Below are 14,266 nucleotides of genomic sequence, written 5' to 3'. Positions count from 1 at the left end.
AGGGATTACTCCAAGGCAAAAACTGGCTCTAGTGGCCTAATCCTCTACTTTTAACTTCGGTTAAAAATGGGGGGATTACCCAACCACAAAGCTGTAGAATTAGAACAAAAAAATCCGAGGATGGGAAAGGAAAATTATTACCTTTTACAACCTGATCCCGAAAATGAAGGTATTCAAACAATAGACGAAGTCCCTGATTTAACTTTAGTGATACCTTCTCCAGAAGAAATAATTGAAAACGAAGATACGAATGAGTCTCCATCTACCTGTCGCTTTATGTAACAGATGATGATCGCCTTTCAAGTAAATTCGCTTTCGCTTAAGGCCTAGTGTAATGGGAAGATATTTAACTCCTGATTATTTAACCACTTTGGTCCTACAAACAGGGGTATTTCAGACGATATTTGAGTCTTGCTGATTTCGGCAATAACAACCCTCGTTTTTGACGACTTGATAATAGTAGACATTTGGAGCATTGTTAGTGGACATCAATGAATTTGTAACACATCTTGCAAAAGAAATTACTCCACAGGGGGTTCTTTGCTATGGATCGTATGCTCAAATGCTCCAAGACAATAAATCAGACATTGATCTTTTAGTTCTCGTGAATAATGTTATTCCCCAAGACAATTTACGGGAAATCACTTACAGCAAGTTCCCCGACACGAAAATTGTTTCCCTAGGAAAAAACATGGGTGACTGGGATGTGTCCTGGACACCTGTCAATGATTGTTTGATGATTGGTGATCAGGCCATCGACATTGGTTACAACACAACGGAATGGGTCAATCGAGTAATTGAAAACCTTATCATCAAAAATCAGATTACCTTTGATGAGTTTCCCTTCAGGCCCTACACTTTTCTTGGGCTTCTTGAAACATGTAAAATTTTATATGATAAAAATCATTTTATAGCGTCATGTCAATCAAAGATAAGCCCTATGCCCCATGGGCTAAAAAAAGAAATTATCCATTCATATTTACCCATACTCAGAGAGAGTTACGAAGAGCTTGTGGATTATTCACAAAGAGACATTGGCATATTGGCATATCAGTTTCAATTATTTAGAGGACTGGATGCGATCATAAATATATTATGTGCTATTAATGATACCTACGACCCTGCTTCAAAACGTACAGAGGTATTTCTATTTAAATTAAAGAAACAGCCACCTGATTTACATGAATTTATAAATAAAGTTTTGCCTCGCTTCTTCGAAAATAAAAATGAAGTATCAAACTATTTCAAATCATCTATCAGTTTTATTGAGAAAAATATTGGCTAGATAGCATTTGATGACTTTTTACTAGAATCGTGGCGTTTTCGGTCGTGAGGACTTCAAACTCCTGTGATAAGCTCTTCTGTAATAGAGTCTAGTGAACTGGTAGCTTCATCTAAGATTAAAATAGGTGCATTTTTCAATATGGCTGGTGGGTACGTCGGACCTGTTTTGTGACAACTATTATTTTAGTTAATTACATTCATTATGATGGGATTGGTGATTTCCAACATTGGCTTGATATAACTAAAAAAATCCATCCTTTAGCATTGGAATCTGGAATTAAGATTGTTCCTTTAATTCTATGTCTTGCCAATCTGGAAGAAATTGTAAAAGAGCGTTTAAATAATTTAAATATGGATTTAAAACCATTCATTTTTACCATGCCAAAAACATTTCCACGTTTAGAAGAGTTAAATCAACAATTTTCTGAATTTGTAACAAGCAATGTCGAATTACAAAATGATTTAGAAAATGCATTAACTATTATTCAAGTGTCTAGTGCAACGACTAAATATCAGAAAGAAACGCTTTTAAGGTATTGTTATCCTGGAATTCCTATTGTCAATATTGCAGAACATTCGGGCTTACGTACCCCTGCTGCCTTTAGCCCCATACCACTAGATTTTGATAAACGCGATAAACCTGGAATTGAAAGGAATATAACCGATAGATGGATGGGGCTTCCGAAATCCCCAGAAAGCATATTTGACTATGGTATTAAACTGGAATCCCCCTTATCGATTTCGAAAGAAGAAACATTATTATCATTTACTAATCAAGACTATGTACGAACCTTACTTAAAAAAGAAAGCGGCGAGTTAATCGAAAAAAGAGAGCTGACTGATTTTATGAATGGGACTCAAATAATACCTGCTTATCTGCAAGATGAACCGAGTATTATGAAATTTATTTTATACTGCATTGAGCATGAGAAAAATTCAGATAAGGATATGCTCTTTCATATTAATATAAGTCCTCTTTTTGATCCCCGGTTACGTTATGCGCACGATATTGAAGAATTAGATAAGTACTCCTTCTCCGCGACAAGAATGATAGAAGACAAAGAAGTTTTAGTGCCAAAGCTTGAATCTATGTTAATTGCAAATGGTTTTCAAAATTATGGTTTTGATAATATGGAAATTAATCTGGAAGTTAATGTTAACGGTGCGATACGCACTATACATTTCGGGTCTTCTCCGACCGCTAAAAAGACAGTACGAATTTTATCCGGATTTTATTTAGAAGATGGCGATTACAACAAATTATATCATATTGCAGATTCTATAGTCGGAATATCTGGTGATAATACCTTTGAAAAAGCATTATCTCACAATAAGCTTCCATTCCTGCAATCTGATAATAAATATACCTTTGAACCTGCTATGCGTGCTTTATATGAAATCAGTTTGGCAAGTTTGCCCGATGCATCGTCCCAATTAAAACACGATCTCAGTAATTACTTTTTAAACAATAACATGCGCCTGGACAATGAAACCAGGCGCGAAGAAATTTTGAAGACCAATTGGACTGAAATGCAAGCTGCCTTGGTTGTTGTTGGTGAGTATTTACAAACTAAGTATAATTTTTATAATCACTTACAAAGTATTTTCTATGAAGCCCTTTTGCATGCATCCGCTCAAAAAGGTGATGTCGACTTGTTAAAAATTATCCATCAACATGCGCCTGACATTAATATTGCCATACCCAATAAACAAGGACAAACAGCGCTTGAACTCGCAACCCTAGAGGGACATACGGCTTATGTCAAAGAATTTTCTGCATTATTTAAGCAACAAGCAGACACGGTGGAAAAAGAGAAATCATCATCTAAACCACTTGGCGCACAAGAAGATTCTTTCTTTTTTCAAAATCCTGCTACATCTGTGGACGAAGCTAAGGATAAAAAACCACAATCAGACATGAGTGCAAACAGGGATCATAAAATGTAAAAGGAATTCGCTGCGAATTCTTCTGACTTATTTTTTCGTGGAACTTTTTTGCTTATTGATCGTGTTTTTAGTATCTTTAAACCTATCATTTTTTCCTTTAAATTTAAAAAATGATAGTTCGTGGAGCAGGGGTTGAATATACGGCGCTCTCCTAACGGGATAGTTCAGGCAGATGCACTTCACCAATGATGCTGATTATATGATAAATTAGAGTCACCCAATTTCATAAATTTTCTATAAAACAGCTGGAGTAATAATTGAGTAAACGACGCGTTGTAATTACAGGTATGGGCATGGTTTCACCACTTGGGCTAACCGTAGAAGAAAACTGGAAAAATATATTGGCTGGCAAAAGTGGCGTTCAAGCGATCACCGAATATGATGTTAGCGATTACTCAACCCGCATCTGGGCTAAGGTGAAGAATTTCAATATCGATAATATTATACCCGCCAAAGACAGCAGAAAAATGGATATGTTTACCCAATATGGCTTGGCTGCCACAGAAGAGGCCATGCTTGATTCAGGGTTAGTGATCGATGAAGCCTTAGCAGTTCGTGCCGGCGTTGCAGTGGGGTCGGGAATTGGTGGAATTGCAACCATTACCAATAATTTTGAAAAATTACAACATGGCGGGCCGCGTAAGGTATCCCCTTTTTTTATACCGGCTAGCATCATTAACATGGTTGCAGGTCAAATTTCGATTAAGCACCAGTTAAAGGGCCCTAATATTTCTATGGTTACCGCCTGTACAACAGGTACGCATAATATTGGCTTAGGCGCACGCACGATCGCCTATGGCGATGCTGATATAATGATTTGCGGGGGTACTGAAATGACTTGCACGCCACTTTGTCTGGCAGGATTCTCAGCAGTAAGGGCCTTGTCTAAACGCAATGACGAGCCTGAACGGGCTTCTCGCCCTTGGGATAAAGAGAGGGATGGTTTTGTGATGGGCGAAGGCGCTGGCATTCTTGTTCTTGAATCCTATGAGCATGCTAAAGCTCGCGGCGCAAGGATCTATGCGGAATTAGTCGGTTTTGGTATGTCGGGGGATGCCTACCATATTACAGCGCCTGATGAAGATGCCGATGGTGCCACCCGCTCCATGCTTAACGCTATCAACGATGCGCAAATTGATTCGAAATTCATTGATTATATCAATGCCCATGGCACCTCAACCTATTTAAATGATTTGAACGAAACCATTGCAGTCAAACGTGTCTTTGGCCCACATGCTTATAACTTAGCAATCAGCTCAACCAAATCCATGACAGGACACTTAATTGGAGCCGCCGGTGCTGTGGAGGCCATTTTTTCAATCTTGGCAATACGCGATCAAATTGCCCCACCTACTATCAATCTTGACAATCCAGATGAGGGTTGTGATCTCGACTTTGTACCCCATCAGCCACAGACGAGACGAATTGATTATGTGTTGAGCAATTCATTGGGCTTTGGTGGGACTAATGGCAGTTTGGTGTTTAAAAAGATATAGGGCTCAGAGTCCTTAGACCTTATTGTTTATAGTCTGGAGTAATTCGCCAACATCGACCCAATCTTTTTAATATGCGCATTATCAGTCACGGCTAACTTAGTGGTTTCTATCGCTTTTAAAAACCCTTTATGCTCGATTAATTGTTCATTAACATTCTCTGAAATGAGTAAAGATGAGGTATAAAGTGGTAGAAGTTTATAAAAAGGATCCGTCTCATAGGTTGATTCTAAAACTCGGGCTTTCCATAAGGAAGGCTCTAATTTATTCACCTTATATTCTGTTTCTGTTATGAAAAAATCAAAGAGTTCCTGGAGTGAAATTCTCCTTGTATGACAATTATAAACTTCTGGTTCTAAATAACTTTTGTTGGACAGTTCAGCGACAAAATCAGCCAGATCTGCCGTTGCCAACAGCGCAAAGGATAAGCCAATATCAGGGTATGCTCCGAGCCGCAAACATTTCATTACAAAGGCTACAAAGTGATTTTGTCGCAATAAAAGTGGATCACTGTCGTCAATAATTAGCGGCAAACGTAGGGTTGTCACTGGATACTTAAGATTTTTTGCAGCAGACATTAATGATTCAGCAATAAACTTGGATTGTTCATATCCTGAACTAAATTCGTTTATAGACGTTTCATTCATATAAGACTCAGGCAAGATGCTAAGCTCAGAGAATTGAGTAGAAATATGAAAAAAATGTGTGCAATGGGCAGATCTTGCCAAATCAAGCATATTCTTAGAAACTAGGACATTGGATTTTTTTAAACGGACATAATCAACTACATGATTCACCTCAGCAGCAGCATGAATTATTAAGGAAATTTCCTGGCAAAGTTTTTGAAAATCTGCTTCTTCCAAACCAAAATTTAATAACGCTAAATCACCGCTATAAATGCAAAGGCGATTTAGGGCAAGAGAATCCCCAAAAACGCTAAAATAACGCTCTGTTAATCTTTCAATCGCCTTTGTCTTGGATTCGGCTCTAATAATTAAATAAATTTGCTTATCTGTTTGATTAAGTAAAGAACGTAAAAGATGAATACCCAAATGTCCCGTTCCACCTGTTAATAAAACAGCCTTTGTTTTCTTTACTTCTTGATAAGGTGAAATCGCTTTTAGAAGTTTAAATTCATTTTCCCAAATAGGAGACTCCATGCTTAGGCCATGAAGTAGGGAATTAATTGATGGGTTGGCGAGAAATTTAGCGAAATTTGTTTTAATACCTAGCTGTTTTTCCACGAGCAGGATCATTTGTGTCAGTAACAAGGAATCTCCGCCTAATTCGAAGAAATTTTCATCGATACCCAGGTTAGATTTTTGTAATAAAGTTTCCCATATTTTGCAAATTTCCTTTTCCATGAAAGTAACAGGCTGATGACTCGATTTAGGTCTTAGCTTCGCTTGGACTGACTCTTCTTCGTAAAGTTCCTTTACTAAGTTTGTTAATAATTTTCTATCAACCTTTGCACTAGAATTCCGTGGAAATTCGGCATAGGAAATAATTTTCCAAGGAAGCATATATTGGGGTAAGTGTTGTTTAAGATGCTCCATGATAATAGAGCTATCTGTACATTCTGGCATGATGCATAATACAATGTGTTTTATTAAAGTTTCTTTGATTTTAAACTCAGTAATAATTGCACAAGCATTTTCCAGATCTGGAAAGGCTTTTAGCACCCGTTCTTCAATCTCACCCAATTCAACTAAAAGACCGTTTAATTTAATGCGATTATCTTTACGGCCAATATACTCAAGCCTTCCTCCTTCAAGCCAACGAACAAAATCACCGGTTTTATACATCCGCGTATAATGTAATGATTGCCATGGATTATTGATAAAGGGATCGGACTTCAGTTGTCCACCAATATAACCTCGTGCAACCCCACTGCCAGCTAAATAGAGCTCACCGATCACCTCATCTAAAACTGGATTACCATATTGGTCTAAAACCAAGGGAATAACATTGTCAGCTGCTTCACCTATTGGAACCAAAGCCGAGTTAATTGGCTCACGACAAGCATGAGCACTCGCATAAACTGTAACCTCTGTTGGGCCATATAAATTATATAAGGTACAAGTTTGGTTAGAGGCTAGCCACTTGTTGACTATCGCGCGCGGAAGAACCTCTCCAATCATAATTAGATGTTTTAACGTAGGGCAACCAGCCAAATCCGAGAGCAAAATACTGAACAAAGATGGCACGGTACTCATCATCGTCACCTGATGATAAGTACAAAGAGCAGCATGCGCATTCTGGCTCTCTTCTGGGTGAAAAAGCACTATAGTGGCGCCACATATCAAAGGTAAACAGTATTCAGGTAGAGAAACATCAAAGGTAAGAAGCGTTGATTGTAAAAATTTATCTGCTGCAGAAAAATTAAAATAATTTTTCATCCACAATAAACGGTCAATAAGACCCTCTTGTTCAATTAGCACACCTTTTGGTAACCCAGTAGATCCAGAGGTAAACAGAATATAGGCAAGATCACTGGGATTCGCTTGGCTTCTGTTTTCAAATCTATCATTTTCTTCTGGGATTGATTCGTTTAATACTTGAATTTGCAACTGAGGAAACTCGATTCTAACTTCAAGCAATAATTTATTGTTAGTGCAGATATAATTCTCAAGGTTTGGACTTAAGACATCAACCAAAATGAGTTTCCTACACCCCACTGTATCCAGAACATATTTAATGCGTTCAAAGGGATGATGGCTATTTAAGGGAACAAAGGCAAACCCCTGTTTCCATAAGGCTAGAACCGTCACGATGAACTCAATATTAGCACGTTCAGGCGCTATAATAGCCACGGTTTCATCCTTGGATTGCGGAAATTCAGTCAGTGCTAATGCAAGCTCATCGACCCAGCCTTGCAAACTTTGATAACTTATATTTTGCTCGCGCATTTCAATGGCTACAGACTGTGGCAAACTCGCTGCCTGTTCTGCAAAATAGTTGTATACCAACTGACTAGGTCGATTTGTTGACTCTGGCGGAAGACGTTTTGCCAACTCTGTCTCTGACAAAAATTGGATCTCAGCTAATTTCAACTGAGTATTACTTTGCAACAGCGCCTGACTTAGAGCGATTAGAACCGTTTTATAATATCCTACCAGTTTTTCAAGCATAGTCTCTGAAAATAGTTCTCTCTGATATTTAACCTCAAAGTCAAAACCTCTGCTTGTTCGCGTCACCCATAGACTCATTTCAAATTGGGCCTCTTGTTGGGGATAAACTAAAGCATCAATAGTTACTAACTGATTATTAACGCTAATATCAAGATCTGAGGCATCAAAATAATTAAAATAAGTTTGTAATAAGGGTCGACCCTGGAGTGCTTGTTTAACTTCTGGATCCTTCATTAATTTTACAAGGGGGAAATCCTGAAATTCTAGTAATTCGATCAAACGACTTTTTATCTCGTTTATGAACTGATTAGAAGCCTGATGTTGATTCACCTTAATACATAAGGGTAAGACATTTACAAAATGGCCTACAACCTCCGTCCATTTCTTTTGAGTCCTGCCATTAAAAGCGACACCAATTAACAGGTTTTCTTCACCACTGTATTTCGCTAGTAATAATGCCCATGCGCTTAGGCATAAATGTACTCGGATGCTTGCCGGCAATGACTGAATGATTTGCATTTCCATTTCTGAAAATAAGATGGTCTTTGTTGCTCCTTTTGCCAAATTTAAGATCCCAGTATTTGATTTTTTCGGTAATTCAAATACGCGCAACTCCCCTTCTTCATTCAATACTTCCTTCCGCAAAAAAGACAGTGTTTTTAAATCAAATTCTGCAGATTGCAGAAATTGTTGTTTTGTAAATTCATGGTAGGGTTGGGACGAAAAGTCCTTATCCAAGACGTAATCGGCTTCACATAAGGAGGTTAATAATTTTTTCCCCAGATAAAACATTGCTGCTGCATCCATAACAATATGATGGGAAGAGAGCATTAGATACACATCATTTTGGTGAGAAAGGATAAGGACTTTTGTTGGTAATTCACGATTAAAATCGATTTTACGCAACAAATAATTTTGTAAGTATTGCTGTGGGTCACGATCCGCCTCGATAGTTTCAACGACAACCATTTGCTGTTCCAAAGCTTGTGAAACAGAAAGTAACTCATAACCTAAATTTCCCTCTCTGCTTGAAAATAAAGCTCGGAGCATTTCATGCCTGCTAATCAATACTTCCCAATTTGCATAAACCTGCTTAAGATTAAGATCGCCGCCGCGTATTTTCCAGCCAATTGAACAATGATAAGCCTGGTTGTTTTCTATGGCGTGCTGTTCATACCAAATTGAAAACTGATTATAAGAAAGCGAAAAGAAATTAGCATCACCCCTGTTTACCGAGGCTTCCTCATTCGATTCTGAGTGCTGGTTCTGATTATTCTGATTCGCCAACCACAATACCAGCACCTGGTCTACAAGGCGTTCGAGGGTGGTTTCTTCCAGTAAAATAGATAAGGGAATAGCAAGATTTAATTCTGTTTGCAACTCCGCACGAATTCTTATTGTATTGATAGAATCCAAACCAAGTTCGCTAAGAATTAGGTGCTCATCTATGGATGCACTGGCATGGTTTGTTTCCTGAGCAATAAGTCTTAGCAACAGCGCTTTGATAAATTGGGCTGCTTCTTTTTTTGATGAATGGGGATTGAGCGAAATTTTTGTTTCCGATTCTACACTTGTTCGAACAATTGGCTCTCTTTTATTCATTTTAAAGACGGCAAAATGAGAATCATTGGTCTGATTTAAGCATGAAAAAAGTGCCTCATGACAAATTGTCGGTGATAAGGGTACAAATTTGCTTAAAACTATACTCGATGCTGATAAAGAGTCTGAATTGGCCATCATACCGATATTTGCCCATGGTCCCCAATCAATTAGGCTAACTGGTAAATGACTATTCTTACGATGAGCGGCTAATTCTTGTAATCCCAGATTTGCCAGTGCGTAATTAAATTGCCCTGGTGAAGAAATCAATGTGGCCAGTGAAGAAAATAAAACAAAAGCCTTAAGTTCGGTGATTTCCTGCGACAATTCATGCAAGGTCCAAGCTGAGAACAATTTGGCTGCCAAAACATTTTCAATGGAATGTGGACTAGTTTTAGCAAGGCTTTGATCCTGAATAATCCCCGCTAAGTGAAAGATTCCATAGAGAGGGCGCGGTAGAGTTGCAAATAATTTAACAAGCTGGCTTTCAGATCTTAAATCAACATGATGGCAACGAATATTTGCGTCGTATTGATCATTGAGTTCGGTAATAAATTGTTCGGCCTCAGGTTCAAGTTTACGATAGGTTAGAATTAAATTTCTACAACCTAAATTGGACACCATATGCCTAACTAAGGTTTTTCCTATACCACCTAAGCCTCCTGTAATTAAGTAATACCCTTCTTTGGGAAGCGGCTCAGCCTGATTGGGCTTTTGTGGAATTGTTTTATAACGATAGAGTTCATTTCCATAAACTTCCCAAAAGGGAATTAGAAATTCATGATCAGTTGGCAATTCCTTATCTTCAGCAAAAAGAAAGGCGATATTATCTTTTGTCAATTTAGTATAGCTGAAATGGCGGAAGCTTAGATTAGGAAATTCCGTTGGAAAGGCCAGTGTCATCGCCTTTAAAAGCGGGGCTAAGAGTTTTTTATAATCTTTGGCCTTATCGTTTAAAGAAAGGAATGAAATGACCTTTAAATTTCCTGAAATCTTTTCAGCCTGGAGCCTTAAAAAATTGAACAAACACTGAAATAGGGAAAAGAGTTCATTTTTGTCCCAGGCAAGCCCATCGAAACCAATTATTAAATGCCGGACATCGATTGTTGTCTTAGCCTGCAAATCAGACCAAGCTAATATTGATTCAGGCTTAACCCACTCTGTTTTAAAATTCGCAAGAAATGCAAAGTCTTTTAAAGAGTTATCAGGTGCCGAAACAGCTATTTTTTCCAGTGCTACTTTGTGGATGACATTCGCAGACAAGGCATCTAATTGAATAGATTTGCAGACAATTCCATTGATTTCCATGACTACTTTATTTTGGGCATTATAAACTTTTAGATTGGCTTCCAAATGCCCTTCTTTTTGCTCTATTATTTGGGCATGACAGCCTAAACCTACCCCCCATTTTTCTTCTTTATAAAATTTAAACTGATTAACAGCCGTAGGCGCAAAAGCACTCCCAAGCTGATTTAAGCCTAAGGCCATTGTTTGAAAGCAATTATCTATAAAGGCTGCATGACTGGTGAAATAACCCTCGGCAGCTTCTAACTCGCTGATAATGTTTTGACTGTCAAGATTATAATAGGATTTTTGCTTTTTAAATAAGGGCCCATAATTGACCCCGCAGACAGCATAATTGCTATAAAACTCAGATGTGTCTTGTATTTTGGTGCCTTGATTTATTTCTACACAATTTGGCTCTTCATACGATTTTAAAAGGAGAGTCATTTCGCAGACTAATTGGTCTATTTCAGCTAGACAAAAGTAGCTAAATTTGTATTGATTTGGCTTTTGCTGATGGATAGTTACTTTCAGACTTTCTTGTCCGCTCTGTGAGATAATCACTGGATGCATAATGAGCAAATTATCCAGTTCGATAATAGTCTGCGGCTGGTTAGCCAAATAGCTTTCTTTAAATGTTTCCAGCAACTGAATACTGGTAGCAATATAATAAGAACCTGGCAAAATACACATTTCATGGATAACATGTTGGGCAATATAAGCGTGCTCAATTTGGGATAGATCGAGGTTGATTTGGAACTCCAAATGAGTTGGCTCCAATCTTATTTTTTTAGAGTTATTTTTTTCAATTACTGCCGGCACCCGCGAATTTTTTAAATAATCAGGTAATAATTCCACCCTTGCAAAAGGGTAAACAGGCAAAAAAAAGGAAGAAAAAACTCTCTGTTTATCATCCAAAAGCCCGAGCTTTGAACCATCCAAACGATGAGTACTATAGAAATAATTCAGGACACTAAACAATGAATCGAGATTGTTTTTATTTTTGCTATTCATTGCTATAAATTCCAGTTCAGCGCTGGACTCTTTATTTTTAAGGCACTGACGTGCAAGATTAGTCAATATACTATCCGGACCAATTTCAATGAAGGACCTAACTCCTAATTCATAACAGCTTTCGATTGCATCTACAAAACGCACTGGTTTCACAATTTGGGCTGCCCAATAATCAATGGATGCGAACGCTTGATTTTGGTTATCATCTCGGTGAGGTTCCGCGGTAGAGATAAAAGAGGTTATAGAATTTTTTAAAGTAAAACTCATAGCCGAAGCTAGCGCACGATCTTTGAAATTGGTAGCTGCCAATTCAAGACAGGGAGTATGAAAAGCATGGCTTGTATTTAATTTGAGATAAGGAATCCCTTTTTGTTTCAAAAGATCCGTCAATTGTAAAACCGATTCCTTGTTACCTGATACAACTTGTATTTCTGGTGCATTATTGACTGAAATCCACAAGGCTAACAGTGGATTTTTTAATCTGAGCTCCGCTAATAACTTTTGGACTAGCTCATTAGTTGCGTAAATTTGTAACATTAATCCATCTTGAAGCCCCGGTTCTTCTTTAATTGCTTGACTTCTGAGATTGACCATTTGCACTGCCTGTTCAAAAGACAAAATTCCTGCACTACAGGCAGCTGCATATTCTCCAAGGCTGTGACCCACTACAAAATCAGGCGTTATGCCAAGTAGATTTAACAAACGCGCAAGAGAAAATTCGATTAGAAATAAACTCAATTGTGCCGTTTGTGGATCATCCAGGCTTAGTGAAAATTCATCATTAAAAATATAGCTTATGATTTTGTGCGGTAAATGGATGACGTCATCCATTTTGGCCGCGTAATCGTTAAGAATATTGCGATAAAGTGGAATTCTATCGTAAAGGACTCGTGTCATCTCTTTGAATACAGCACCCTGACCGGTAAACATAAAGGCAAACTTTGTTTTTCCCTTGACCATTCTTTTTTTAAGCGCTGTTAAATCAATTTTATCTAATTGCTTTAACAAAGCCGTCTTGTCTTGACCATAAACTAGCTTCCGGTAACCTGAACAATTATTTCGCAAATTGGCTTGAGATAAACATTTGTTAAATGCCTCCTCCTCACAATGTTCCAGAAGAAGGCGATATTCAGAACCCAATTTATGCAAAGACTCCGCGGATTTTGCCGACAATAGGAGATAGGGATAGACCTGTGGACAATCCGCTGAAGCGGCTGCATTCTTTGTCGGTTCATCCGCTAAAACTACCTCTGCATTTGCGCCACTCATTCCAAAGGAACTAACAGTGCCAACAATATTTCTCTTGGGAAGTACCTGTGCCGGAAATTGCGCCTTCAACGAAGCAACCCTTAAGTCCGGATTTAAAAAATTTGCCGCAGTGTGAGGGGGAATAAGATCATGATAAATACATAGACTGGTTTTAATTACTCCGGCAATTCCTGCTGCGGCTTCACAATGAGCAATATTTCCTTTTACAGAACCAATATACAAGGGCTCTTCCCTGCCTTGATAAATTTCAATTAGGGCTGCAAATTCAATTTTATCTCCTAGATCAGTGCCTGTTCCGTGCGTTTCAATAAAGTTTACTTCTTGAGCAGATATTTGAGCGTCTTTTAATGCGTCTTGAATAACACGTTTTTGCGATTCTTTAGAGGGTGCGGTAATACCATTAGTTTTTCCATCAGAATTGATAGCTGAGCCTAAAATATTGGCATAAATTCTCCGTTTATCCCTGAGCGCTTCCTGACGTCTTTGTAAAATAATGACCCCTACCCCTTCACCGCGTGCAAAGCCATCTGCCCCTTTGCTGAAAGGTTTGCAGCGTCCATCCTTAGCCAATAAATTTGCACTGGCTAAATCTGTATTGTAGTCAGTCGTCAAAATAAGAGTTACCCCACCGACGATAGCTAAATCACAGCGATGATCCTGTAAAGCTTTAACCGCTTGATCCAGAGCGACTAATGAAGAAGAGCAAGCGGTATCTACTACAAAATTGGGGCCAATTAAATCAAAATGATAGGCAATTCGCCCCGCAGCCATGCTGCCAAGCGAGCCTTTACTATGTAAACCACTAAACTGCCCCGAATTGTGCATGATGCGTGAGTAATCCTGGGTTCCTAAACCAATGAATACACCACAATTGCTGCCCTTAATGGTATCCAGATCAAGGTTTGTATCTTCAAGAGCATGATACGTTTGTTCCAGCAAAATTCGATGTTGCGGATCCATATGTGCAGCCTCTTTAGGAGAAATTGCAAAAAACTGCGCATCAAAACTCCAAGGATTTCTTTTTAAAAAACCACCATGCCTAATCGATTGCGGAAGACTGTCTAAATCAACATTCCAACGTCCTTCAGAGATATCTGAAGTTGCATCCACTCCTTCTAGGATTACCTTATAGAAATTAGCCAATGAATCAGCCTGGCCTGCAAACTCACAGGCCATGCCAATAATTGAAATAGGTGAATGCTGCTTCAATTTAGTTACCTCTTAAAAATTGCAAACTAGACTTAA

At 38.4% G+C, this 14,266-nt stretch carries 5 protein-coding genes; 4 read left to right on the top strand and 1 reads right to left on the bottom strand.

Going from position 1 to position 14,266, the window contains the following annotated elements; genetic code table 11:
• The first annotated feature begins 66 nt into the window (after positions 1-66).
• From Lnau_RS03325 to fabF, 4 genes are all read left to right on the top strand, one after another.
• Positions 67-282, top strand: coding sequence for a hypothetical protein (locus tag Lnau_RS03325; protein ID WP_058503736.1), 216 nt, complete (start codon positions 67-69; stop codon positions 280-282).
• Positions 283-481: 199 nt separating this feature from the next.
• Positions 482-1,285: a nucleotidyltransferase domain-containing protein gene (locus tag Lnau_RS03320; RefSeq protein WP_058503735.1), complete on the top strand. Its 804-nt coding sequence runs from the start codon at positions 482-484 to the stop codon at positions 1,283-1,285.
• A 167-nt stretch (positions 1,286-1,452) separates the two neighbouring features.
• The gene (locus Lnau_RS03315; RefSeq protein WP_058503734.1) at positions 1,453-3,231 is read left to right on the top strand and encodes an ankyrin repeat domain-containing protein; all 1,779 of its coding nucleotides are present in this window, start codon (positions 1,453-1,455) and stop codon (positions 3,229-3,231) included.
• 257 nt (positions 3,232-3,488) lie between these two features.
• Positions 3,489-4,727, top strand: a complete 1,239-nt coding sequence (gene fabF, locus Lnau_RS03310; RefSeq protein WP_058503733.1) for a beta-ketoacyl-ACP synthase II — start codon at positions 3,489-3,491, stop codon at positions 4,725-4,727.
• Positions 4,728-4,753: 26 nt separating this feature from the next.
• Here fabF and Lnau_RS03305 read toward each other — a convergent pair whose 3' ends face one another.
• On the bottom strand, positions 4,754-14,230 hold the full coding sequence (locus Lnau_RS03305) for a hybrid non-ribosomal peptide synthetase/type I polyketide synthase (protein ID WP_058503732.1): 9,477 nt from the start codon (positions 14,228-14,230) through the stop codon (positions 4,754-4,756).
• Between the last annotated feature and the right edge of the window lie 36 nt (positions 14,231-14,266).

This window comes from Legionella nautarum (assembly GCF_001467895.1).
GTDB classification, from domain to species: Bacteria; Pseudomonadota; Gammaproteobacteria; order Legionellales; family Legionellaceae; genus Tatlockia; species Tatlockia nautarum.
The sequence above is the reverse complement of the archived record's forward strand: the minus strand, read 5'-3'. Positions and strand labels throughout refer to the sequence as shown.

Coding starts and splice junctions, on each gene's coding strand:
- Lnau_RS03325 (WP_058503736.1), top strand. CDS start 67: ATGGGGGGATTACCCAACCACAAAGCTGTAGAATTAGAACAAAAAAAT.